At 66.8% G+C, this 23,169-nt stretch carries 19 protein-coding genes; 13 read left to right on the top strand and 6 right to left on the bottom strand.

What is annotated here, in order from left to right:
* Nucleotides 1-4: 4 nt before the first annotated feature.
* Both FAZ98_RS00390 and FAZ98_RS00385 read right to left on the bottom strand, forming a co-directional pair.
* A complete protein-coding gene (locus FAZ98_RS00390; protein ID WP_158947703.1) occupies nucleotides 5-1,063 on the bottom strand; it encodes a serine/threonine protein kinase in 1,059 nt (352 codons plus the stop codon).
* 279 nt (nucleotides 1,064-1,342) lie between these two features.
* Nucleotides 1,343-1,555 carry a hypothetical protein gene (locus FAZ98_RS00385; RefSeq protein WP_158947701.1) on the bottom strand — a complete coding sequence of 71 codons (213 nt, stop codon included), beginning with the start codon at nucleotides 1,553-1,555 and terminating at the stop codon, nucleotides 1,343-1,345.
* Nucleotides 1,556-2,193: 638 nt separating this feature from the next.
* On the opposite strand from FAZ98_RS00385, the gene FAZ98_RS00380 reads away from it, so the two are divergent.
* The 5 genes from FAZ98_RS00380 (at nucleotide 2,194) to FAZ98_RS00360 (ending at nucleotide 10,258) form a co-directional block, all read left to right on the top strand.
* Complete coding sequence (locus FAZ98_RS00380) at nucleotides 2,194-5,373, top strand: efflux RND transporter permease subunit (protein WP_158947699.1); 3,180 nt, start codon at nucleotides 2,194-2,196, stop codon at nucleotides 5,371-5,373.
* A 40-nt stretch (nucleotides 5,374-5,413) separates the two neighbouring features.
* Nucleotides 5,414-6,697, top strand: a complete 1,284-nt coding sequence (locus FAZ98_RS00375) for an efflux RND transporter periplasmic adaptor subunit (RefSeq protein ID WP_158947697.1) — start codon at nucleotides 5,414-5,416, stop codon at nucleotides 6,695-6,697.
* A complete protein-coding gene (locus FAZ98_RS00370) occupies nucleotides 6,694-8,289 on the top strand; it encodes an efflux transporter outer membrane subunit (RefSeq protein ID WP_158947695.1) in 1,596 nt (531 codons plus the stop codon). Before FAZ98_RS00375 ends, FAZ98_RS00370 begins: the two co-directional genes overlap by 4 nt.
* Before the next feature lie 165 nt (nucleotides 8,290-8,454).
* Nucleotides 8,455-9,717 (top strand): MFS transporter, encoded by a 1,263-nt coding sequence (locus FAZ98_RS00365; protein WP_158947693.1) that lies wholly within the window; start codon nucleotides 8,455-8,457, stop codon nucleotides 9,715-9,717.
* Nucleotides 9,718-10,072: 355 nt separating this feature from the next.
* A complete protein-coding gene (locus FAZ98_RS00360) occupies nucleotides 10,073-10,258 on the top strand; it encodes a hypothetical protein (RefSeq protein WP_158947691.1) in 186 nt (61 codons plus the stop codon).
* Here the strand turns inward: FAZ98_RS00360 and FAZ98_RS00355 are convergent.
* Both FAZ98_RS00355 and mgrA read right to left on the bottom strand, forming a co-directional pair.
* Nucleotides 10,251-11,294, bottom strand: coding sequence for a fatty acid desaturase (locus FAZ98_RS00355; protein ID WP_158947689.1), 1,044 nt, complete (start codon nucleotides 11,292-11,294; stop codon nucleotides 10,251-10,253). The genes FAZ98_RS00360 and FAZ98_RS00355 overlap by 8 nt on opposite strands.
* A 191-nt stretch (nucleotides 11,295-11,485) precedes the next feature.
* Nucleotides 11,486-12,529: an L-glyceraldehyde 3-phosphate reductase gene (gene mgrA / locus FAZ98_RS00350; protein WP_158947687.1), complete on the bottom strand. Its 1,044-nt coding sequence runs from the start codon at nucleotides 12,527-12,529 to the stop codon at nucleotides 11,486-11,488.
* 304 nt (nucleotides 12,530-12,833) lie between these two features.
* Here mgrA and FAZ98_RS00345 point away from each other — a divergent pair, with 304 nt between their 5' ends.
* Nucleotides 12,834-13,040 (top strand): DUF3185 family protein, encoded by a 207-nt coding sequence (locus FAZ98_RS00345; RefSeq protein WP_158947685.1) that lies wholly within the window; start codon nucleotides 12,834-12,836, stop codon nucleotides 13,038-13,040.
* Between the two features lie 93 nt (nucleotides 13,041-13,133).
* On the opposite strand, the gene FAZ98_RS00340 is transcribed toward FAZ98_RS00345, so the two are convergent.
* Nucleotides 13,134-13,895, bottom strand: coding sequence for a phytanoyl-CoA dioxygenase family protein (locus tag FAZ98_RS00340; protein WP_158947683.1), 762 nt, complete (start codon nucleotides 13,893-13,895; stop codon nucleotides 13,134-13,136).
* Between the two features lie 628 nt (nucleotides 13,896-14,523).
* Between FAZ98_RS00340 and FAZ98_RS00335 the strand changes: the two genes are divergently transcribed.
* Nucleotides 14,524-14,880 (top strand): hypothetical protein, encoded by a 357-nt coding sequence (locus FAZ98_RS00335; RefSeq protein ID WP_158947681.1) that lies wholly within the window; start codon nucleotides 14,524-14,526, stop codon nucleotides 14,878-14,880.
* A gap of 151 nt (nucleotides 14,881-15,031) precedes the next feature.
* Here FAZ98_RS00335 and metK read toward each other — a convergent pair whose 3' ends face one another.
* Nucleotides 15,032-16,219: a methionine adenosyltransferase gene (gene metK, locus FAZ98_RS00330; protein ID WP_158947679.1), complete on the bottom strand. Its 1,188-nt coding sequence runs from the start codon at nucleotides 16,217-16,219 to the stop codon at nucleotides 15,032-15,034.
* A gap of 271 nt (nucleotides 16,220-16,490) precedes the next feature.
* Here metK and FAZ98_RS00325 point away from each other — a divergent pair, with 271 nt between their 5' ends.
* The 6 genes from FAZ98_RS00325 to FAZ98_RS00300 all read left to right on the top strand — a co-directional run bounded on the left by FAZ98_RS00325 (nucleotide 16,491) and on the right by FAZ98_RS00300 (nucleotide 23,029).
* Nucleotides 16,491-17,375, top strand: a complete 885-nt coding sequence (locus FAZ98_RS00325) for a lipid A biosynthesis lauroyl acyltransferase (protein ID WP_158947677.1) — start codon at nucleotides 16,491-16,493, stop codon at nucleotides 17,373-17,375.
* A 39-nt stretch (nucleotides 17,376-17,414) separates the two neighbouring features.
* On the top strand, nucleotides 17,415-18,281 hold the full coding sequence (gene dapF, locus FAZ98_RS00320) for a diaminopimelate epimerase (RefSeq protein WP_158947675.1): 867 nt from the start codon (nucleotides 17,415-17,417) through the stop codon (nucleotides 18,279-18,281).
* A gap of 147 nt (nucleotides 18,282-18,428) precedes the next feature.
* Nucleotides 18,429-19,112, top strand: a complete 684-nt coding sequence (locus FAZ98_RS00315; RefSeq protein ID WP_158951805.1) for a DUF484 family protein — start codon at nucleotides 18,429-18,431, stop codon at nucleotides 19,110-19,112.
* A 63-nt stretch (nucleotides 19,113-19,175) separates the two neighbouring features.
* On the top strand, nucleotides 19,176-20,147 hold the full coding sequence (gene xerC / locus FAZ98_RS00310) for a tyrosine recombinase XerC (RefSeq protein ID WP_158947673.1): 972 nt from the start codon (nucleotides 19,176-19,178) through the stop codon (nucleotides 20,145-20,147).
* Nucleotides 20,148-20,457: 310 nt separating this feature from the next.
* The gene (locus FAZ98_RS00305) at nucleotides 20,458-21,660 is read left to right on the top strand and encodes a class I SAM-dependent rRNA methyltransferase (protein ID WP_158947671.1); all 1,203 of its coding nucleotides are present in this window, start codon (nucleotides 20,458-20,460) and stop codon (nucleotides 21,658-21,660) included.
* A gap of 244 nt (nucleotides 21,661-21,904) precedes the next feature.
* On the top strand, nucleotides 21,905-23,029 hold the full coding sequence (locus FAZ98_RS00300; protein WP_199272307.1) for a CobW family GTP-binding protein: 1,125 nt from the start codon (nucleotides 21,905-21,907) through the stop codon (nucleotides 23,027-23,029).
* The last annotated feature ends 140 nt before the right edge of the window (nucleotides 23,030-23,169 follow it).

The raw sequence follows: 23,169 nt of genomic DNA, 5'->3' as shown, positions 1-23,169 counted from the left end.
TGCCTCACACGGGCCAGAGCGGCCCTTCCTGCATCGCGCCGATCTGCTCGCGCAGTTCGAGAACGCGCTCTTCCCAGTAGCGCTGCGTGTTGAACCACGGGAACGCCGCGGGGAACGCGGGGTCGTGCCAGCGGCGCGCGAGCCACGCCGAATAATGGATGAGGCGCAGCGTGCGCAGCGCTTCGACCAGATGCAGTTCGCGCGGCTCGAACTCGCAGAAGTCCTCGTAACCGGCGAGCAGGTCGGCGAGCGCGCGCGACGCGCCCGCGCGGTCGCCGGGCAGCAGCAGCCAGAGATCCTGAATCGCGGGGCCCATGCGGCTGTCGTCGAAGTCGACGAAATGCGGGCCGGCGTCGGTCCAGAGCACGTTGCTCGGATGGCAGTCGCCATGCAGGCGCAACGGCCGGATCTCACCGCCTTCGCTCGCGCGCTCGAACGCGCCCTTCACGCCTTCGAGCGCGAAATCGACTGCCGTTCGCCACGCCTCGCGCAGGTCGCGCGGCACGAAATCGTGCTCCAGCAGGAACGCGCGCGGCTCGTAGCCGAACGTTTCGATGTCGATGGCGGGACGCGCGCGATACGGCTCGGTCGCGCCCACGGCGTGAATCCGGCCGATGAAGCGGCCGAGCCATTCGAGCGTGTCGCTGCGGTCGAGATCGGGCGCGCGGCCGCCGCGCCGCTCGAACAACGCGAAACGGAAACCTTCATACGAATGCAGCGTGCGGCCTTCGAGCACCAGCGCGGGCACGGCGGGAATCTCGCGCGCGGCGAGTTCGGCGACGAACGCGTGCTCTTCGAGTATGGCCTCGTCGCTCCAGCGCTCGGGCCGGTAGAACTTGGCGACGAGCGGCGGCCCGTCTTCCACGCCCACCTGGTAGACGCGGTTCTCGTAACTGTTGAGCGCGAGCATGCGGCCGTCGGTGCGGCGCCCGGCGGGCATCAGCACGCTGTCGAGCGCGTCGAGCACACATTCGGGCGTGAGGCGCGCGTAGGGCGCGGCGCCGTCGTTGCCGGCGGGCGCGGCGTCGTGATCGCCTGAGAAGGGGGAAGGATCCTGGTTCATACCCGCAATTGTGCCTCTTTGCGGGCGAGCGGCGCGAACCGCGTGCCGTGCGGGGCCGCGTGATCTCGCGCGAGGTCGCTTTCGGCGCGTGCGGCGTGTGCGGCGCGCGCGTCCGGTAGAACCGCGCGGCGGCCATTCGCGCGGCGTGCGCCGGGACGGCACGGCAACGCGGGTCGTGCAACAGGTCTTGCTACATCGTGTCGCCAGGCGCGTGGGACACCTTGAGCGTGAACACGATGCGTCGAACACGGCGCGAAAACCCGCGCCCGGCGAGCTTGCCTAGTGGATCTGCGCGCCGGCGGGCATGACGTGCTCGCCCGTATCGATCAGATCTTCGAGAAAAAAGGGCTCGGTGTTGAGTTGCGCGGAGGCGCCAGGCTCGCCGGCGTACCACGTCACCATGGCCATGTCGCCGAGCAGACGCATGACGATGCCGCGAGCGCCTTGCGGCACGGCGATATGAACTGAGCGGACGATAGAACCGATTTGCATGATGTTTCCCCGTACCCTAGCCGGTCACCTCGAAGGAAGACCGGTCGGTATGCTGACAAAAACCGATGCGCACCGTCGGTTGCGCGCGCATCCAATTCGCCACTGATCCCCCGCTGCCACGCAGCCCGACGGGACCAATGGTCAATCTATTGTTGCCTGTTTGAACGCCTGAGCAAAGCGAAATAATAGGGGCGTCAGTCACCGTTTTACATGACATGCGCGCGACGCCACATAAGAAACATCGCACGACCCATAAATTTCGCGTCGCATTTTTACATCCACGGCAACAACGCAGGGCCCACTGTAACAGATGGTAAACCCCACATTACGCGAGCTTGCTACGGAGGCCCCGCAAAAAGTACGCTGATTGCCTGAAACAGGCGCTATAGTCCTGTCCTCATCCGGGACGTCGAAATTGCATCGCACACCGTAGCAAGTCGTGATTCGTCGCTTGCGTAACGGTCTCTGCGCAGGACTTTCGCGCGATTCGCCTGCACTTTTTACAGCAGACGATACGCGTGCCGTTCAGGCAGGCGACGCCACGGAACCCACGAGACCAGACAACCTGCGCCCTCGCGCATGCGGCCAAAGAGCCACGCGAGCGGCGCGCCGACATCAGCGAAGGAACCTGCCGTTCCATGTGGATTGTTCGACTCGCGCTCAAGCGCCCGTACACGTTCGTCGTGCTCGCGTTGCTGCTGATGATCGTCGGGCCGCTGACGATCCTGCGCACGCCCACCGACATCTTCCCGAACATCGACATCCCCGTGCTTTCGGTGATCTGGACGTACACGGGTCTGCCCGCCGACGAAATGGAACGGCGCATCGTGCTCAACTACGAGCGCGGGCTCTCCACGGCCGTGAACGATATCGAGCACACCGAATCGACCTCGCTCAACGGCATCGCCGTGGTGAAGATCTTCTTCCAGCCGCACGCGAACATTCAGGAAGCGCTCGCCGAAGTCACCTCGCTCTCGCAAACGCAATTGCGCCAGTTGCCGCCGGGCATCACGCCGCCCAACATCCTGCGCTACAACGCGTCCACGGTGCCGATCCTGCGGCTCTCGCTGTCTTCGCCGCAGCTCACCGAGCAGGAGCTGTTCGACTACGGCAACAACTTCCTCAAGACGCAACTGGCCACCGTGCCCGGCGCTTCGGCGCCGCTGCCCTATGGCGGCAAGCAGCGGCAGATCATGGTCGACATCGACCAGCGTGCGTTGCAGCAGCACAACCTCGCGCCGAGCGACGTGGTCAACGCGATCAGCACGCAGAACCTCATCCTGCCCTCGGGCACCGCGAAGATCGGCGCGACCGAGTACTCGGTGACGATGAACGCAAGTCCTACGAGCATAGAGGGCTTGAACGACATCCCCGTGAAAACCACGCCGAACGGCACGATCTACATCCGCGACATCGCGCACGTGCGTGACGGCTTCGTGCCGCAGACCAATATCGTGCGCGTGGACGGCCAGCGCGCCTCCATGCTGTCGATCAACAAGACGGGCAACACGTCCACGCTCGAAATCGTCGACCGCATCCAGTCGATGATGCCCACGCTGCGCAACCTCGTGCCGCCTTCGCTGAACATCGACCCCGTGGCGGACCAGTCGCTGTTCGTGCGCGCCTCCGTGCAGGGCGTGCTGCGCGAAGCGCTCATCGCGGCCGCGCTCACGGCGCTGATGATCCTGCTGTTTCTCGGCAACTGGCGCGCGACGCTCATCATCGCCGTGTCGATTCCGCTCTCGATGATCACCTCGCTGATCGCGCTCGCGGCGCTCGGCGAAACCATCAACATCATGACGCTCGGCGGTCTCGCGCTCGCCGTGGGCATTCTTGTCGACGATGCAACAGTGGCGATCGAGAACATCAGCCAGCAACTCGAGCAAGGCAAGACGCTCGAGCAGGCGATTCTCGACGGCGCGCATCAGATCGCGATTCCCACACTCGTCTCCACGCTCTCCATCTGCATCGTGTTCGTGCCGATGTTCCTGCTCACGGGCGTGGCGCATTACCTCTTCATTCCGCTCGCCGAAGCCGTGGTGTTCGCGATGCTCGCGTCGTACTTCTTCTCGCGTACGCTCGTGCCCACGCTCGCGATGTACCTGATGCGCCATCATCACAAGGCCGCCGACGCGCATCACGCGCACACGGGCACGCGCAATCCGTTCATGCGCGTGCACCTTGGCTTCGAGCGCGGCTTCGAGCGGCTGCGCGGTCGCTATCGCGGCTTTCTCGAAGCGCGCGTCAACCATCCCGTGTGGTTCGTGGCGATCTTCCTGGGCTGCTGCGGCGCTTCCATGCTGCTCATGCCGTTCCTCGGCCGCGACTTCTTTCCGCAGGTGGACGCGGGCACGATCGCGCTGCACATTCGCGCGAAAACCGGCATGCGCGTGGAAGAAACCGCCGTGCTCACCGACCGCGTGGACAAGCGTATTCGCGAGCTGATCCCGAAGGCCGAGTTGCATTCGATCATCGACAACATCGGGCTGCCGGTGTCGGGCATCAACCTCTCGTACAGCAACACGGGCACCATCGGCACCTCGGACGCCGACGTGCTCATCACGCTCAACGAAGACCATCACGCGACGGCCGGTTACGTGCGCACGCTGCGCCGCACGCTCAACGCCGAATTCCCCGGCGTGCAGTTCGCCTTCCTGCCCGCCGACATCGTGAGCCAGACGCTGAACTTCGGCATGCCCTCGCCGATCGACGTGCAGATCGTGGGCCGCGACGTGGCGGGCAATCGCACCTTCGCCGCGAATCTGCTCGCGCGCCTGCGCGGCGTGCCCGGTTTCGCCGACGCGCGCATCCAGCAGCCCGCGGATTTGCCGCGCATCTTTATCGACGTCGATCGCACGCGCGCGCAACAGGCGGGCTTCACGCAGAAAGACGTGGCGAGCGACCTGCTCATCACGCTCTCGGGCAGCCAGCAGACCACGCCCACGTTCTGGCTCAATCCGCGCAACGGCGTGAGCTACAACGTGGTGACGGAAGCGCCGCAATACACGATCGATTCGCTGCAATCGCTCGCCAACATTCCGCTCACCGCGAACGGCCGCAGCAACATTCTCGGCTCGCTCGCGAGCATGCAGCGCGTGGCGGGCAACGCCGTGGTCACGCACTACAACGCGCAAACCACCATCGACATTTACGGCACCGCCGACGGCCGCGATCTGGGCGCGGTCTCCGACGACATCGCGAAGATCATCGACGAAACGCAACACGAGTTGCCCAAGGGCTCGACGATCAAGCTGCGCGGCCAGGTGCAGACGATGAACGATTCGTTCTCCGGACTATTGTTCGGACTCGTGTTCGCGATCGTGCTCGTGTACCTGCTGATCGTCGTGAACTTCCAGTCGTGGCTCGATCCGTTCATCATCATCACGGCGCTGCCGGGCGCGCTCGCGGGCATCGTCTGGATGCTGTTCCTCACGCACACCACGCTGTCCATTCCGGCGCTCACGGGCGCGATCATGTGTATTGGCATTGCCACGGCGAACTCGATTCTCGTCATCAGCTTCGCGCGCGAGCAGTTGCGCGAGCACGGCGACGCCGCGCGCGCGGCGATCGAGGCGGGCTACACGCGCTTTCGCCCCGTGCTGATGACGGCGCTCGCGATGGTGATCGGCATGGTGCCGATGGCGATCGGGCTCGGCGAAGGCGGCGAACAGAACGCGCCGCTCGGCCGCGCCGTGATCGGCGGCCTCGCTGTGGGCACGCTCGCCACGCTGATCTTCGTGCCCGTGGTGTTTTCGCTCGTGTACCGCAAGCTCGGCGAACGCCGCCGCCGCGCGCTAGAGCATGTCGTGCCCCGATAACACTGCACCGTAAAAATTCGCCTCTCTCGCGACCCTCGTCATGACGACTCACACCGATACGCCTCCTCCGCCAACGCCGCCGCACAAACCGCGCCGCTGGCCGCTCGTGGTCGCCGCGCTCGTGGTGCTGGGGCTCGCCGCACAAGGCATCTGGTCGCGCCACAGCGCGCACGCGGCGCTCGAACACGACGCCCAGGCCGCGAGCACGCTCTCCGTGCAGGTGGTCGAGCCGCAGCATTCGGCGCGCGCGCTCGATCTCGTGCTGCCCGGCAACGTGCAGGCGTTTCTCGACACGCCGATCTACGCGCGCACGAGCGGCTACCTGCGCAAGTGGTACTTCGACATCGGCGCGCACGTGAAGGCGGGGCAGTTGCTCGCGGAGATCGACGCGCCCGAAGTGGACGATCAACTGCGCGCCGCGCGCGCCGATCTCGCCAACGCCGAAGCGAACTACGCGCTCGCCAGAACCACGGCCGACCGCTGGCAGCAGATGCTGCAAAACCGCTCGGTCTCGAAGCAGGACACCGACGAAAAAGTGGGCGACATGCTCGCGAAAAAAGCCACGCTCGACGCCGCGCGTTTCAACGTTTCGCGGCTCGGGCAGTTGCAGTCGTACGAAAAGGTGACGGCGCCGTTCGACGGCATCGTCACGGCGCGCAACGTGGACGTGGGCGCGCTCATCGACGCGGGCAACGGCGGCAGCGCGCAGAAAGAGCTGTTCCATGTGGCGCAGGCCGACAAGCTGCGCGTGTACGCGAACGTGCCGCAGGCCTACGCGCAGCAGATTCGCGCGGGCCAGCCCGCGTTCCTCACGCTCAACGAGACCCAGGGCAAGCGCTATCCGGGCACGATCGCGCGCACGGCGGGCGCGGTCGACCCCACGCAGCGCACGATGCTCGTGGAAGTGAGCGTGGACAACCGCGCGGGCGAATTGCTGCCGGGCGCCTATGCGCAGGTGCATTTCGCACTCGACGGCTCGGCCACGCCGCTCACGCTGCCCGGCAACGCGTTCCTGTTCCGACCGGGCGGCGTGAAGGTCGCGACCGTGGATGCGAACCACCGCGTGAAGCTCGTGAACGTCACGCTCGGCACCGACTACGGCACGCGCGTGGCCGTGGCCGCGGGGCTCACGGGCGGCGAGCGCGTGATCGTCAACCCGCAGGACTCGATCGTCGATGACACACCGGTGCGCATCGTCGCGGCGCATGGCGTGAACCCCGCCAGCGCGCCTCAAGCCGATGCCGAAGCCGCCTCGGCGCATGGCGCGAGCGGCGCGGCCAGCGCCAACTCGAGCGCCGCTTCGCAACGGAGGCCCGCATCATGAGGCACGCGTATCGGTATCGGCTTACCTCGCGTCGGCTGATCGCCGTGGCGGCCACGCTAACCGCCCTCGCCACGCTCGACGGCTGCACGCTCGGCCCGGATTACCGGCGGCCCACGCTGCCCGTGGCCGCCACGTACAAGGAACTCCAGGGCACCGGCTGGGCGCTCGCGCAACCGGCCGATCAAGCTTCGCGCGGCGCATGGTGGACGATCTACGGCGACGACACACTGAACGCGCTCGAAGCACAGGTCGCGGACGCGAACCAGAACGTGCTCGCGGCGCAGGCGCACTTTCGCGCGGCGCGCGCCAACGTCGCGCAACAGCGCTCGCACTTCTTCCCCGTCGTGACGGCGAGCGGCGACTACTCGCGCACGCGCACCTCGCAGAACATCCTCTATACGTCGAAGGCCGGTCACACGATCAACGACTACGCCGCGGGCCTCGACGCCACGTGGGAGCCGGACCTCTGGGGCCGCGTCGCGCGCAGCGTGGAAGCCGCGCGCGCCAACGCGCAGGCGAGCGCCGCCGACATGCAGGCCGTGCTGCTCTCCATGCAGGCCGAACTCGCGACCGACTATTTCGAGTTGCGCGGCATCGACCGCGAGCAGCAGTTGCTCAACGACACCATCGCGGCGTACGGCGATTCCGTCGATCTCACGCAGCATCGCTACGACGGCGGCATCGCCACCGACGCCGACGTCGGCCAGGCGCAAACGCAGCTGCAAACCACCCAGGCGCAGGCCATCGACCTCGGCGTGCAGCGCGCGCAGCTCGAACACGCGATCGGCATTCTGGTCGGCCAGTCGCCCTCGACGTTCTCGTTGCCCGCGATTCCCGCGGTGCCAGGACCCGCCGCCTACACGGTGCGCGCGATCGCGAGCCCGCCGGGCGTGCCGTCCACGCTGCTCGAACGGCGCCCCGACATTGCCGCGGCCGAGCGCCGTGTGGCCGCCGCCAACGCCGAAGTGGGCGTGGCCACCGCGGCGTTCTTCCCGAACCTCATGCTCGCGGTCACAGGCGGCCTCGAAGCGACCAACTACGGCCAGTGGCTGATGGCGCCCGCGCGCTTCTGGTCGCTCGGGCCGACGCTCGCGGGCACGCTGCTCGACTTCGGCGGCCGCGAGGCGGTGCGCGACGCCGCGCGCGCGCAGTACGACGAAAGCGTGGCGCAGTATCGGCAGACCGTGCTCGACGCGTTCGGCGAAGTCGAGGACAACCTCGCCACGCTGCGCGTGCTCGAACAGGAGGCGGCCGCCCAGGACCGCGCCGTGAGCGCCGCGCAGCGCACGCTCGCGAACGTGCAGAGCCGCTACCAGAGCGGCGCGATCACCTATCTCGACGTGGTCGTGGCGCAGACCACGGCGCTCACCAACGAGCGCCAGGCCGTTGCCATCGCGCGGCGGCGCATGGCCGCGAGCGTGGCGCTCGTGAAGGCGCTCGGCGGCGGCTGGAGCGCCGCCGATCTGCCCAGTAACGAAGCGCTGACGCACCCGGGCGAGGTGGCCGGGAAGGCGGCCGGAAAGGTCCCCGACACCGCACCGCCCTCGACGGGGCAAGCCGAACCCGCGCGTGCCGCGAGCGCGCCGGGTTGAACGGCTAACGCGCGCATTTCCCCATTCATCGACGAAAAACCCGCGTAAAACGCCCCAAGCGCCCACGAAAGCCCACGCAACCCCAAAAAACTGCGGCGCTCGCCGCCATCGGGCGCCCAACAGGCGTATCGTTCAGGGTTTCCCCTAGTTCGTGGAGTTTTCGTCGTGACAGTTTCACCGGGCGCCGGCCGCCATTCCGACGCGCCCCCGGCCGCTTCGTCCGCCGCCGCCATCCCCTACATCGAACGCGGCACGCCCGCGTTCTGGCGCGCGAGTCTCGCGCTGCTGTTCGCCGGTTACGCCACGTTTTCGCTGCTTTACTGCGTGCAGCCGCTGCTGCCCGCGTTCTCGGCCACATTCGGCGTGAGCCCCGCGCAGTCGAGCCTGTCGCTTTCGTTCAGCACGGCCGCGCTCGCCATCGCCATCTTCATCGCCGGCTTCGTCTCCGAAGGCTGGAGCCGGCGCGGCATGATGACCGCCTCGCTGTGCGCCTCCTCGCTGCTCACGCTCGCCGCCGCGTTCGTGCCGCACTGGCACGAGCTGCTGGTGCTGCGCACGCTCGAAGGCATCGCGCTCGGCGGCGTGCCCGCCGTCGCCATGGCGTGGCTCGCCGAGGAAATGCACCCGGACGGCCTCGGCTTGTCGATGGGGCTCTACGTGGGCGGCACCGCGATCGGCGGCATGGCGGGGCGCGTGATCACCGGCATCGCCACGGATCTGTTCGGCTGGCGCGTGGCCGTGGCCGTGATCGGCGTGCTCGGGCTGGCTTCGATGTTCGCGTTTCGCGCGCTGCTGCCGCACTCGCGCCATTTCGCGCCCAAGCGCGGCCTGGGCTTCTCGCATCATCGCGCGGCGCTCGCGCGCACCTTCGCGCGGCCCGGCCTGCCCGTGCTGTTCGCCATGGGTTTCGTGCTGATGGGCAGCTTCGTCACGCTCTACAACTACATCGGCTACCGGCTGATCGCGGCGCCGTATCACATGAGCCAGGCGGCGATCGGCGCGATCTTCCTCGTGTATCTGACCGGCGTGGTCGCCTCGCCGTGGTCGGGCCGCATGGCCGACACGTTCGGACGCGGCCGCGTGCTGATCGCCGCGCTGTTCACCATGCTCACGGGCGTCGTGCTCACGCTGTTCGCACCGATCGGCGCGATCGCGGCGGGCATCGCGTGTCTCACCATCGGCTTCTTCGCGGGGCACTCGGTCGCGAGCGGCTGGGTCGGCCGGCTCGCGCGCGAAGCGAAAGGCCAGGCGGCCGCGCTCTATCTGCTCGCGTACTACCTCGGCTCGAGCGTGATGGGTTCGGTCGGCGGCCACTTCTGGACCTCGATGGGCTGGGGCGGCGTGGCCGGACTCGTGATCGTGCTGCTCGTGGCGGGACTCGCGGGCGCGTTCATGCTGCGCTCGCGCGAGCGTGCGCAGGCGGCATAGCGCGCGCTCAGCGCGGCCGGGCAGGCGGTGATCGCACCGATTGCCGTGAATGCGGCGGCACGCCGTATGCGTGCGCCTCGACACAGGCGCGCGACGTTCGCAATCGAAAGTCATTCGTAATGCTGCGAACGCGTGTGCCGGGAAGGCGACGGGCCATGCCGTTGGCCGCGCAAACGCCGCTGGACGCGGCTTCGCGGCCGCAGCGCGAGGCGGTGCTCACCCATGCGGCATCGCGGCGGCCCAGCACGCCGAAAACCCTCACCTATACTCGATTGAGGCTCGAGGCCACCGCGCCAGCCAGCACAAACACACGAAGCTTGCGCGACTTCGAAGCCAAAACGATAAGGAGACGAGCATGCAAGGCTATTTCACGATCGGCGACTTCGTGATGATCATCCCGATGGCCCTCGCCGGTGCGCTCTTTCTGGGCGCGCTGCCCTGCGCAACCGAATTCCGTCACAACACGCTGCGCGTGATCGGCGCGCTGATCGGCGCGACGCTGGCCGTCGCGCTCGTCGAGGCGCTGCCCGCGCTCATGTGACGCGCGTATCGATCGCGCGCGGAACTTCGGTGCCCGAAACATCGGCGTTCATGCCGCGAAACTGACGCAGCACGGCCGCGAGATACGGCGTGCGCGCGCTGACGTTCGCCTTGTCGTTCGCTTTATCGTCGATGGAAGCGAGTGCGGGCAACGCGGTCCACGGCAGCGTGGGATGCAGATGATGCTGCCGATGCAGATGGTGATTCATCAGCAGCACGCCCAGCGCGCGCGGCACGCGAAAGTCGCGCGCGCGGCCCGGTTCGTCGAGCGCGACGTCGTAGTGCGGCAGGTTGTCGGCGAGCGACAGCCACAGGCCGCGCAGAGACATCGCCACGAGCAGCACGCAGCCGTAGCGGCCGTAGAGCGCGAACGCCATGGCATAGAGCGCGAGCGAGAGCAGCCAGTCGCGCCGCGCGCGCCGGCGCCGCACGGGGTCGGCGGCGTGATTCGCGAACAGCCGCTGCACCTGGACACCCGACTCGCCTTGCGCGCCCACGCCCCGCGCGACGATCGCGCGCGCGGTCGTCTTCGGCAGAAATGCCAGCAGCGGCAACACCAGTTCCATCAGATAGAAACCGCCGAGCAGCCGCGCGTAATACGCCACGCGGCGCCGCCAGCGCGAACCGCGCGAGGCGATCACGTCGGGCCGGTCGAACGGCTCGCGCGTGAAGCGGTGATGCATGAGATGACCGAAGCGCACCGCGTCGAACGGTAACGCCAGGCCGATCGCGAGCGCGCGGGCGAGCGCTTCGTTCGCGCGCCGCTCGCGCAGCAATTGACCGTGAATGCCCTCGTGCACGAGTCCCCAGTGAATGGGCGTGGCGAGCACGACGGGGATCAGCGTCACGGCGAGCGCGAACGTGAATTCGTGCGTCGCGCGCAATAGCAGCGGCAAACCGAGCCATTCCCAGCCGAGCGCGGCCACCGCGAACGTCAGCATGCACGCATTGGCGCGCGCGAGCGCGGCCCGGCGCGCCGCGTCGAAACGCGGAGCGGAGGCGGAAAACACGGGCGTTTCGGCGCTCGTCGGGTCCATCGGCAATTCCTCGCGGCACGGGCTGCGGCGACGTTAGCAGCGGCGCGTGACAGCGCGAAGAACGGTGCATTACGGCATCTTGCGCGAGGGGTCCGAATGCCGCTCCGAAAGCATTCGATGCGCGCTGCGGCGCATAAAAAAACCGCCTCGCGAAGGAGGCGGTTCGAGCACGGCCACGCGCGAGCGGGCGCTTAGATGTGCTGATCGGTCGACGGCTTTTCCCACAGGTTGACGCCGCCTTCGGTCGCGTAACGATCGATCTCGGCGAGTTCTTCCTGCGAGAATTCGAGGTTCCGCAACGCGGCCACGTTCTCGCGCACCTGCTCCGCGCGACTCGCGCCGATCAGCGCCGAGGTCACGCGGCCGCCGCGCAGCGTCCAGGCAATCGCCATCTGCGCGAGGCTCTGGCCGCGGCGTTGCGCGATGTCGTTCAGCTTGCGCACGTGTTCGATGTTTTCCGCGCTCAGGTGATCGCCCTTGAGCGAGCCGCCGCCCGGACGGTTCACGCGCGCGTCGTCCGGCACGCCGTTCAGATACTTGCTGGTGAGCAGCCCCTGCGCAAGCGGCGTGAACGCGATGCTGCCCGCGCCCACTTCGTCGAGCGTATCGAGCAGGCCGTGCTCGATCCAGCGGTTGAGCATGTTGTACGACGGCTGATGGATCAGCAGCGGCACCTTGTATCCGGCGAGCAGCGCGGCCATTTCGCGCGTCTTCTGCGGCGAGTACGACGAGATGCCCACGTAGAGCGCCTTGCCCTGCTGCACGGCCGTGGCGAGCGCGCCCGCGGTTTCTTCGAGCGGCGTGTCCACGTCGAAACGATGCGAATAGAAGATGTCGACGTAATCGAGACCCATGCGCTTCAGGCTCTGGTCGAGGCTGGCCAGCACGTACTTGCGCGAGCCGCCGCCCTGGCCGTACGGCCCCGGCCACATGTCCCAGCCCGCCTTCGACGAGATCAGCAGCTCGTCGCGATACGGCCGGAAATCGTCGGCGAAAATGCGGCCGAAGTTGGTTTCCGCGCTGCCGTACGGCGGGCCGTAGTTGTTCGCGAGATCGAAGTGCGTGATGCCGAGATCGAACGCGGTGCGCAGGATCTCGCGCTGCGTCGAGATCGGCGTGGTGTCGCCGAAGTTGTGCCACAGACCGAGCGAAAGGGCGGGCAGCTTGAGCCCCGACTTGCCGCAAACGCGGTACTGCATGTCCGAATAGCGTTCGGAAGCTGCTTCGTAGGCCATGGTCTGGATCCTCGGCAAAAACGTGGTGGGAGGCGCGAGCGCGATGCGAACGATCGGGCGGCGCGCAAGGAGGCAGCTATGGTAGCCAATCCGCGCGCGTCGTGCAGATGCCCAGTATGCGGGACGGCGCGCGGGCCGCGACGCGGTTCGCGGCGGTGCGCTGCGGTTGGATTCGACGGGGAGCGCACCCTTGCGCGCACTGGAGCGGACGACGAAGCACGCGACGAACGCGACACCGGCGCGCGGTGGACGGCGCGAAGGCGCTCGCCTACACTTCGGCCTCCCTCCCTAGCGAAGGTTTGTCATGGCCAAAGTGATTTCGATCGCGCTGATCGCCTGCGGCGTCGTGCTGCTGTACTTCGGCGGCCAGTCGTTTCACTCGTTTTCGAACGACGTCTCGCGCCTCTTCACGGGTGCGCCGACCAATCGCACGATCCTGCTGATCGTGGGCGGCATTGCCGCGACGCTCGCGGGCATCACCGGGCTGGCGATGTCGGGCAAGCGCCGCTGAGCGCGATGAAGCGGTGAAGCGCGAACCGGAAGCGGCGCTGCGAAACGCGGTACCGACGCGATCGTCTCGCCGCACTCGCCGCGTCGTTCCCGGTTACAGCTTCACTTCGGGCGTGGCCGCCGAACGCGTGCCGGGCAGCGGCACGTTGCTCGCGCCGTGGTAGGTGTAGACGAGCGAGAACTTCACCTCGTCGCTCTGGTTCTGCCCCGCCGAATGCAGCGTGTTGCAGTGGAAGAACACCACGTCGCCGGCCGCGAGCGTGGGCGAAACGGCGCGGTCGATCCACGCCTGGTTTTCGGGCAGGTCGGAGCGGAAGAATTTCGCGGCATCGAAGGCGTCGGACGTGAACGGCGCGTCGTGCGAGCCCGGCACGAACCACAGGCCGCCGTTTTCCTTCTTCTCCGGTCCGAGCGCGAGCCACACGGAAACCAGATCGTCGCGCTCGAACGACCAGTAGCGCACGTCGCGATGCCAGCCCGTGAGGCTGCCGTACGCGGGATGCTTCGTCATCATGCAGTTGTGATGCGCGCGCGAAAGCACCGGCTCCTCGCCGAAATACACCTCCATCCAACCGGCGATCTCCGGCGAGACGGCCCACTCGCGAAACTGCGCGTCGCGCCCGTACGCGTCGAGCAGACGCCGCACCGTGTGACCGCCGGGCGCGTCTTTCGAATCGGGCGCGCCGGGATAACGCAGGTCGGCCTCGAACTCGAGCGGCGCCGCGGCCGCCCGCAACTGCGCCTGCGCGGCGCGCTTGATCGCCTCGCAGCGCTCGGGCGCGACGAGCCCCGGCACGACCACGAAGCCGCGCTCGCGCAGCGCCTGCACCTGTTCTTTCTTTGACTGGACTGACATGGGACTTCCGTTGATGCGATGTCGATGCGAACCATGGCCGCGCTCATCGTCCGGTTGCCGCGACGACCTCCGCGCCCGGCCGATTTTGCGATTGTAAAGCCGCGCGCGAGCAGCCGGCACGCACGCAACACCGATGCGTCCCTTGGCCACCTCAACACGCAGTGCCCAGCGAAACGGCGATCACGGCGAGCCCGGCACGATCCGTCCCTATCGGCGGCAAACTCGGCCTAACTTCACACTAACGCCATGCATCGTTCGCGTGCGCACGCAAACGGCGCGGGCGCACCGCCATGGCGAGAAAGGGTGCGATCGGCTGCATCGAAACCGGGCAGCCCGGGTATTAACCGACTTTCGGGCGTCATGATTCGCGTGTAGTCTGCGCGATGTTGTTCGAACCCATAAAAAAGATATCGCACGGACGGAGCGCCGCGGCAATTCCCGCGAACTCCCGTGGCCACAGGCGCTCGAAGCCCTGTCACCGTCACGTTGCGTCATTTGCCGCGCCAGCCGGCCTGCCATTCGCCTTCGATCACCCTCTTTCGTTCGTGACGACACCCTGATTGGCACGTTTGCTGCTCGACGCGATACGTCGCGCAAGGCGCATTCCGAAACCGTTTCAACCCAAGCCATGCCTACCCTTTTCGATACTCGCATGACCCGCGCTGCCCTCAAGGCCGCCCGCCCCGCCCGCCGTCACGTGGTGCGCGCCCTGCGCCATCACGCCACCCGCACGCGCGCCCTCGCGCAACAGGTGCGCGAGGCGAAGCCGGTGGACAGCATGCGCGCGTGGTTCCACTCGTTTTTCGCCGTGCTGCGCCTGCGCGCCGGTTCGCGCCACTTCTCGCTGCGCACGCTGCTGTATCGTCCGAACGCGCCGCTGCGCTCGCTCGCCGCGCCCGTCACGGTGCATGCCGCGCGCGGTTCGCGCCGGCCGCGCCGCATGGGCGCGAGCAGCGCGGGCTGGTTCGGCTTCGCGATGCGCTGATCGCCCGATGCTGATCGCCCGGCGCTGACCCTCTGCGCGGCGATCGGCAAGAGCCCGCGCCGGCAATAAAAAACCCCGCAAAGGCCTTGGCCCGTGCGGGGTTTTTCTTGCTCGAATCCGGCGCGGCCGGATTCGCTTCAGCGCATCGCGCTTACGCCAGTTCGACGACCGGCTCCGTGCCGGCGGCTTCGGCGAGAGCAAGCGCCTTGTCGGTGGCTTCCCACGAGAATTCCGGCTCTTCGCGGCCGAAGTGGCCGTAAGCGGCGGTCTTTTCGTAGATCGGGCGCAGCAGGTCGAGCATCTGGATGATGCCCTTCGGACGCAGGTCGAAATGCTCGCGCACGAGCTTCGTGATGGTCGCGTCCGACACCTTGCCCGTGCCGAACGTGTTGACCATGACCGACGTGGGTTCCGCCACGCCGATAGCGTACGAGACCTGGATCAGGCAGCGCGACGCGAGGCCCGCGGCCACGATGTTCTTCGCCACGTAACGGCCCGCGTATGCGGCCGAGCGGTCGACCTTCGACGGGTCCTTGCCCGAGAACGCGCCGCCGCCGTGCGGTGCTGCGCCGCCGTACGTGTCGACGATGATCTTGCGGCCCGTGAGACCGCAGTCGCCTTGCGGACCGCCGATCACGAAACGACCGGTGGGGTTCACGAGGAACTTGATGTCGCCCTTGATGAGGTCGGCCGGGAGCACCGGCTTGATGACTTCTTCGATCACGGCTTCGCGCAGCGTGCCGAGGTCGATGTCCGGCGAATGCTGCGTGGAGAGCACGACCGTGTCGATGGCGTGCGGCTTGCCGTCGACATAACGCACCGTGACCTGCGACTTCGCGTCCGGGCGCAGCCAGGGCAGACGGCCGTCGCGGCGCAGGTTCGACTGACGCTCGACGAGGCGGTGCGACAGGTGGATCGGCAGCGGCATCAACTCGGGCGTTTCGTCGCACGCATAGCCGAACATCAGGCCCTGGTCGCCCGCGCCTTGATCGAGGTTGTTGTCGTGCGCGCGGTCCACGCCTTGCGCGATGTCCGGCGACTGCTTGTCGTACGCGACGAGCACGGCGCAGCCGCGGTAGTCGATGCCGTAGTCGGTGTTGTCGTAGCCGATGCGCTTGATCGTGTCGCGCGCGACCTGGATGTAATCGACGTTGGCCGTGGTGGTGATTTCACCGGCGAGCACGACGAGACCCGTGTTGCACAGCGTTTCCGCTGCCACGCGCGAGTATTTGTCTTGCGAAAGGATGGCGTCGAGAATCGCGTCCGAGATCTGGTCCGCGACTTTGTCGGGATGGCCTTCGGAGACGGATTCGGAAGTGAAGAAATAGTCGTTTGCCACGTTTCAAGCTCCTGTAGCTGGTGACGGTTGAAGTTCACGTAGCCAGCTTCGGAAGCCTTGAAGCGGCGACGCTTTAGCGGTTTTGTTGCCCGGTTGGCGCCTCTGAACAGGTCAGAGACAGTAAGCCGGCTTCGCCCCGCAAGTTGTCTATTAACTCGGCGAAGCCCTTATTATAGCGACTTCCCTAATTCGTCGCAGAGTCACGCCGCGTGCCGTCAGTCGCATTCCACTCCTCATTCACGCTTGCGCTGTTCCGCGCGGGAGCCGTCGCATGCTAGGCAAACTCGGCTCCCGTTTTGCCATTGGCCTGCTCAAGCTATTTGCGATCCTACCCTATGGTTTCGTCGCGCGCCTCGGCGACGGGTTGGGCTGGCTGCTGTACCAGATCCCAAGCCGCCGCAAGCGCGTCGTGCATACCAACCTGCGTCTGTGCTTTCCCGAATGGAGCGAAGCCAGGCGCGAGGAAGTCGCGGGCCTGCACTTTCGCCACGCCATCCGCAGCTACATGGAGCGCAGCGTGCAGTGGTTCGGCTCCGCGAAGAAACTCGAAAAGCTCGTGCAGCTCGACAGCGAAATCGACCTCACCGACCCGGATCTGCCGCCCACGCTCTTTCTCGGGCTGCATTTCGTCGGTATCGAAGCCGGGTCGATGTTTCTGAACTACTCGCTGCACCGGCCCTGCGGCTCGCTCTATCAACCGTTCTCGAACCCCGAGTTCGAAGCCGCCGCGAAAGCGGGCCGCAGCCGCTTCGGCGCGGAAATGGTGAGCCGCGCCGACAGCGCGCGCGCCGTGCTGCGCTGGCTGCGCGACCGCAAACCCGTGATGCTCGGCGCCGACATGGACTACGGCATGCGCAACTCCGCGTTCGTGCCCTTCTTCGGCGTGCCCGCCTGCACGCTCACGGCGGTCGGGCGTCTGGCGAAAGTCGGCCATGCGCAGGTCGTGCCGTTCATCGGCGAGGTGCTGCCCGATTACAAGGGTTATCGGCTGAAAGTCTTCAAACCTTGGGACAATTATCCGACCGGCGACGACGAACTCGACGCGCGCCGCATGAACGCCTTTCTCGAGGAGCAGATTCCGCATCTGCCCGAGCAGTACTACTGGGTGCACAAGCGCTTCAAGACGCGCCCGCCCGGCGAGCCGAGCGTCTACTGACGCGGGGTGCGCGGCGCGGGCGTCGCTTACAATGACGGCATGAAACTCAAATTCACCAAGATGCACGGCGCGGGCAACGACTTTGTCGTGCTCGACGGCTACAGCCACCCGCTCGCGCTCACGCCCGAGCGGGTGCGCGCGCTCGCCGACCGTCACTTCGGCATTGGCGCGGATCAGTTGCTGATCGTCGAAAAGCCCACGGTCGATGGCGTCGACTTCCGCTATCGCATCTTCAATTGCGACGGCGGCGAGGTCGAGCATTGCGGCAACGGCGCGCGCTGCTTCGTGAAATTCGTGCGCGACCAGAAACTCACCGAGTCGAACCGCGTACGCGTGCAAGTGCAGAAAGGCACGATCACGCTCGCCATGCAGGAAAACGGCGAGGTCGTCGTCGACATGGGCCGGCCCGAGTTCGAAGCCGCGCGCGTGCCGTTCGACGCGAAAGGTCTCGAAGGCCGCCGCGAGGGCAACGACACGCTGTGGCCGCTCGACGTGAACGGTGAAACGCGCTGGGTGTCGACCGTGTCGATGGGCAACCCGCACGCGGTGCAGGTCGTCGACGATGTCGAGGCGTATCCGGTGAAAGCCGAAGGCGCGCTCATCGAGCGTCATGCGCGCTTTCCGAACAAGGTGAACGCGGGCTTCATGGAAATCGTGTCGCGCAACGAAGTGCGGTTGCGCGTGTTCGAGCGCGGCGCGGGCGAAACGCTCGCGTGCGGCACGGGCGCCTGCGCGGCCGTGGCCGCCGGCATTCGCCGCGGCCTGCTCGATTCGCCCGTGAAAGTGCACACGCATGGCGGCGTACTCACGATCGCCTGGGACGGCGCGCGCGACGAAGCCGCCGCGCTCACGATGGCGGGACCGGCCGCCACCGTGTTCGAAGGCGAGATCGAACTCGCCGATTGAGGTGAATCCCGCGCGATTGCGTGCGGGTTTCAGCGCACGGTTTCAGCGTGATTTTCCGCGACGCTTCGCTTCGGCGAGATCGCGCACCGCTTGCAACGCGTTCCGCAACGTATCGACCGCATCAACCCGCACCAGCGCACCAACAACATGAACGATCGCGAAGTCGCCGACTATCTGCTTGCCCACCCCGATTTCTTCGTCGAGCACGCCGAACTGCTCGCGTCGATCAAGCTCGGCAACCCGCACGGCAAGGCGGCCGTGTCGCTGCAGGAGCGCCAGATGGAAATGCTGCGCGAGAAGAACAAGCATCTCGAACGGCGCTTGTCGGAACTGCTGCGTTACGGCCACGAGAACGACTCGATCGCCACGAAGTTCGGCCGCTGGACCACGCGCGTGATTGCCGAGCGCGATCCGTACGCGCTGCCGCGCACCATCGCCGAGAATCTGCGTGATGTGTTCGACGTGCCGCAGGCCGCGCTGCGCATCTGGGACGTCGCGCCCGCCTACGCCGAAGCCGAGTTCGCGCGCCATACGGGCGAGGAAGTGCGCCTCTACGCGAACAGCCTGGATACACCCTACTGCGGCGCGAACGCCGGCTTCGAAGCCGCGCAATGGCTCGATTCGAGCGAGGGCGCCGCGCAATCGGTGGCGATCATCGCGCTGCGCAGCGCGCCGGAAGCGGAAGGCGGCGGCGCGCAAGGCGCGGCGTTCGGCCTGCTCGTGATGGGTTCTCCCGACGCGCGCCGCTTCCACGAAGGCATGGCCACCGACTTCCTCACGCAGATCGGCGCGCTCGCGAGCGCGGCGCTCACGCGCTTGTTGCCGCATTGATTGCCGCATTGATTGCCGCGCATTGCCGACATTGATCCGCCGCCACCGATCGACTACACCAACGTGAACGCGCCCGCTGCCACCGCCGCTCCCCTCGACGCGCATATCGCGGATTACCTCGCGAGCCTCGAGCACGAGCGGCGTTTGTCGGCGCATACGCTGCGCGGCTACACGCACGAACTCGACGAACTGCACAAGCTCGCCAACGGCCGCCCGCTCGCGGCGATCACGCCCGCCGACGTGCGCGGCGCGGTGGCGCGCGCGCACGCGGGCGGGCTCTCGGCGCGCTCGATCGCGCACCGGCTTTCGGCGTGGCGCGCGTTCTATCGCTGGCTCGCGGGCCGCATCGAACTCGAAGCGAATCCCGTGGCGGCCGTGCGCGCGCCCAAGAGCGCGAAGACGTTGCCGAAGGCGCTTTCCGTCGACGACGCCGCGCAGCTCATGAACGCGCCCGCGATTGGCGGCGCCGACGCCAACGGCCCCGAAGCGCTGCGCGACCGCGCGATGCTCGAACTGTTCTATTCGTCGGGCTTGCGCCTCGCCGAACTCGTCGGGCTCGACGTGCGCTACGTGAAGCGCGACGGCTACGAATCGGCGGGCTGGCTCAAACGCGACGCCGCCGAAGTCGAAGTGCTCGGCAAGGGCAAACGGCATCGGCTGGTGCCCGTGGGCGCGAAAGCGCTCGACGCGCTCGACGCGTGGCTCGCCGCGCGCGGCGCATTCGTCAAGCACGACGACGCGCCGCTCTTTCTCTCCGTGCGCGGCAATCGCATGGCGCCGGGCGTGGTGCGCGAGCGCGTGAAGCGCGCCGCCATCGCCGCCGGCATTCCGGCCAACGTGCATCCCCACGTGCTGCGCCACTCGTTCGCCACGCATCTGCTGCAATCGAGCGGCGATCTGCGCGCCGTGCAGGAGTTGCTCGGCCACGCGAGCATCGCGGCCACCCAGGTCTATACGTCGCTCGACTTTCAGCATCTCGCGAAGGTCTACGACACCGCGCACCCGCGCGCCAAGAAACGTGTCGACGAGAGTTAGCGCTTCAGCGCTTACTTTCGTCCCATGCAAAGCTGTCGACGAGAGTTAGCGTGTCGGCGGGAGTTGGCGCTTCAGCGCTTAGTCCCGCCCCACAGCGCTTACTCTGGTCCCATGCAAAGCTGTCGACGAGAGTTAGCGCTTTAGCGCTTACTTTCGTCCCATGCAAAGCTGTCGACGAGAGTTAGCGTGTCGGCGGGAGTTGGCGCTTCAGCGCTTAGTCCCGCCCCACAGCAGTTACTCTCGTCGACAGCGACGCCGTCCATGCGCGAAGCGCCGTCGCGCGCCTCGCCCAAGCCGTATCGAATACATCATGAATATCGTCACCCTCAAGCCGTCGAAAGAAAAATCCCTGCTGCGCCGCCATCCGTGGGTCTACGCGAACGCGATCGAGCGCGTGGAAGGCAAACCCGCCTCGGGCGCGACCGTCATCGTACGCGCCGCCGATGGCCGCTTTCTCGGCCGCGCCGCCTACAGCCCGCATTCGCAGATCCGCGCGCGCATCTGGAGCTTCGACGAAAACGAGCCGATCGACCACGCGTTCTTCAAGCGCCGCGTGCAGCGCGCCCTCGCCGACCGCCGCGCCATGGTCAGCAACACCGGCGCCGTGCGCCTGATCTTCGGTGAAGCGGACGGCTTGCCGGGCCTGATCGTCGATTACTACATCGCCGACGACTCCGGCGCGCGCGGCCAGCTCGTCTGCCAGTTCATGGCGGCGGGCGTGGAAGCGTGGAAGGAAGCGATCGTCGCGGCGCTCACGCAGGTCACGGGCTGCCCGAACGTCTACGAGCGCTCGGACGTCTCCATCCGCGAAAAGGAAGGGCTCGAACAAATCACCGGCGTGCTCGCCGGCGACGAACCGCCCGCCACGCTCGTCACGAACGAAAACGGCGTGCGTTATCACGTCGATGTGCGCAACGGCCACAAGACCGGCTTCTACGTCGATCAGCGCGACAACCGCGCGCTCGTGCAGACCTACGCGCGCGAGCGCGAGGTGCTCAACTGCTTCTGCTACACGGGCGGCTTCTCGCTCGCGGCGATGAAAGGCGGCGCGAAACGCGTGGTGTCGATCGACTCGTCGGGCGAAGCGCTCGCCACGGCGCAAAAGAACGTCGAGGCCAACGGCTTCGACGCGGCGCTCGCGAGCTGGCTCGACGCCGACGCCTTCAAGACGCTGCGCCGCCTCCACGAGGAAGGCGAACGCTTCGACCTCGTGGTGCTCGATCCGCCCAAGTTCGCGGCCTCGCGCGAGCACGTGGACCGCGCCGCGCGCGCGTACAAGGACATCAACCTGAGCGGCTTCAAGCTGCTGCGTCCGGGCGGCCTGCTGTTCACGTACTCGTGCTCGGGCGCGATCGATTCGGCGCTGTTCCAGAAGATCGTCGCGGGCGCCGCCGCCGACGCCAAGGTGGATGCGCGCATCCTCAAGCGCCTCGGCGCGGGCGTCGACCATCCGCTGCTCACGGCTTTCCCGGAAGGCGAGTATCTGAAGGGCCTGCTGTTGCAAATCGCCTGAGGCGCCCCTATCTGCCTGCGCATCGGCGCGAGCGGCGATACCCCGGTCGCGCCCCGAAACCGCGGCGCCGGCCCCGGCTTGAACGCCCCGCGCGCCGGGCCGCCTCATGCGAGCGCGGCGCAGATATGTTTCAATAGGAAGTTATCTTGTAACACTGACGGCCCCGCCGCCGCCCGTTCGCTCCGGCGGCGCGCCGGAACGCTCCCGAACGCACACACTCCAGGCAGACAGCATGGCAACCAGCATGATTCCCGTCACCATCCTGACCGGCTTCCTCGGCAGCGGTAAAACCACGCTGCTCAAGCGCATCCTCAACGAGAAGCACGGCATGAAGATCGCCGTGATCGAGAACGAGTTCGGCGAAGAGAACATCGACAACGAAATTCTCGTGCAGGACGCCAACGAGCAGATCATCCAGATGAGCAACGGCTGCATCTGCTGCACGATCCGCGGCGACCTCTCGCGCGTGCTCGGCGACCTCGCGCAGCAAAAGCGCGACGGCAAGCTCGACTTCGAGCGCGTCGTGATCGAGACCACCGGTCTCGCGAATCCGGGCCCGGTGGCGCAGACGTTCTTCATGGACAACGAGATCGCCGACACCTTCCTGCTCGACGCGATCATCACGCTCGTGGACGCCAAGCACGGCAACCATCAGCTCGACGAACACGAAGTGGTGCAGCGCCAGGTCGGTTTCGCCGATCGCATCTTCATCACGAAGGCCGATCTCGTCGACGAAAAAGAACTCGCCGACCTGCGCCATCGCGTGCTGCACATGAACCCGAAGGCGCAGATCCGCCAGGTGAATTTCGGCGAAGCCGACATCAAGGAAGTGTTCGATCTGCGCGGCTTCAACCTGAACGCCAAGCTCGAAATCGACCCCGACTTCCTCGCCGAAGACGAGCACGCGAGCCACCACGCGCACGCGCACGACGAGCACGGCCACGCGCATGGTCATGACCACGATCACGCTCATGACCATGCTCACGATCACGCCGACTGCGATCACGATCACGGCAAGTGCACGCACGAAGGTCACGACCACGGCCACCACCACCATCACGCGCACCACGACGACAAGATCAAGTCGTTCGTGTACCGCAGCGACCGCCCGTTCGACCCGAACCGCCTCGAAGACTTTCTCGGCGGCATTCTTCAGATCTATGGCGAACGCCTGCTGCGCTACAAGGGCGTGCTCTACATGAAGGGCGTCGACCGCAAGGTGGTGTTCCAGGGCGTGCACCAGATGATGGGCAGCGATCTCGCGGCCAAGTGGCTGCCGGTCGAGAAGAAGAACAGCAAGATGGTGTTCATCGGCATCGAACTGCCGCAGGATCTGATCACCGACGGGCTCGACGCCTGTCTCGTGTAAGCGCCTGACGGCACGACATCGGCGAAACGGCCCGGCGCCGTCTTGCCGGTTGCCGCCGAGCTGAACTTGCGCCCCGCGCCCGGCCCTCGCGACCGGGCGCTTTCGTTTGCGCGCGCCGGAGCCGGGCGGAAAATCGTCAC

It is taken from the genome of Paraburkholderia acidisoli, from assembly GCF_009789675.1.
Classification (GTDB): domain Bacteria; phylum Pseudomonadota; class Gammaproteobacteria; order Burkholderiales; family Burkholderiaceae; genus Paraburkholderia; species Paraburkholderia acidisoli.
The sequence above is the reverse complement of the archived record's forward strand: the minus strand, read 5'-3'. Positions and strand labels throughout refer to the sequence as shown.

Coding starts and splice junctions, on each gene's coding strand:
- FAZ98_RS00360 (WP_158947691.1), top strand. CDS start 10,073: ATGCAAGGCTATTTCACGATCGGCGACTTCGTGATGATCATCCCGATG.
- FAZ98_RS00325 (WP_158947677.1), top strand. CDS start 16,491: ATGCTAGGCAAACTCGGCTCCCGTTTTGCCATTGGCCTGCTCAAGCTA.
- FAZ98_RS00300 (WP_199272307.1), top strand. CDS start 21,905: ATGATTCCCGTCACCATCCTGACCGGCTTCCTCGGCAGCGGTAAAACC.
- dapF (WP_158947675.1), top strand. CDS start 17,415: ATGAAACTCAAATTCACCAAGATGCACGGCGCGGGCAACGACTTTGTC.
- FAZ98_RS00340 (WP_158947683.1), bottom strand. CDS start 13,895: ATGTCAGTCCAGTCAAAGAAAGAACAGGTGCAGGCGCTGCGCGAGCGC.
- FAZ98_RS00335 (WP_158947681.1), top strand. CDS start 14,524: ATGCCTACCCTTTTCGATACTCGCATGACCCGCGCTGCCCTCAAGGCC.
- FAZ98_RS00305 (WP_158947671.1), top strand. CDS start 20,458: ATGAATATCGTCACCCTCAAGCCGTCGAAAGAAAAATCCCTGCTGCGC.
- FAZ98_RS00345 (WP_158947685.1), top strand. CDS start 12,834: ATGGCCAAAGTGATTTCGATCGCGCTGATCGCCTGCGGCGTCGTGCTG.
- FAZ98_RS00370 (WP_158947695.1), top strand. CDS start 6,694: ATGAGGCACGCGTATCGGTATCGGCTTACCTCGCGTCGGCTGATCGCC.
- FAZ98_RS00380 (WP_158947699.1), top strand. CDS start 2,194: ATGTGGATTGTTCGACTCGCGCTCAAGCGCCCGTACACGTTCGTCGTG.
- FAZ98_RS00375 (WP_158947697.1), top strand. CDS start 5,414: ATGACGACTCACACCGATACGCCTCCTCCGCCAACGCCGCCGCACAAA.
- FAZ98_RS00315 (WP_158951805.1), top strand. CDS start 18,429: ATGAACGATCGCGAAGTCGCCGACTATCTGCTTGCCCACCCCGATTTC.
- FAZ98_RS00390 (WP_158947703.1), bottom strand. CDS start 1,063: ATGAACCAGGATCCTTCCCCCTTCTCAGGCGATCACGACGCCGCGCCC.
- mgrA (WP_158947687.1), bottom strand. CDS start 12,529: ATGGCCTACGAAGCAGCTTCCGAACGCTATTCGGACATGCAGTACCGC.
- FAZ98_RS00385 (WP_158947701.1), bottom strand. CDS start 1,555: ATGCAAATCGGTTCTATCGTCCGCTCAGTTCATATCGCCGTGCCGCAA.
- FAZ98_RS00355 (WP_158947689.1), bottom strand. CDS start 11,294: ATGGACCCGACGAGCGCCGAAACGCCCGTGTTTTCCGCCTCCGCTCCG.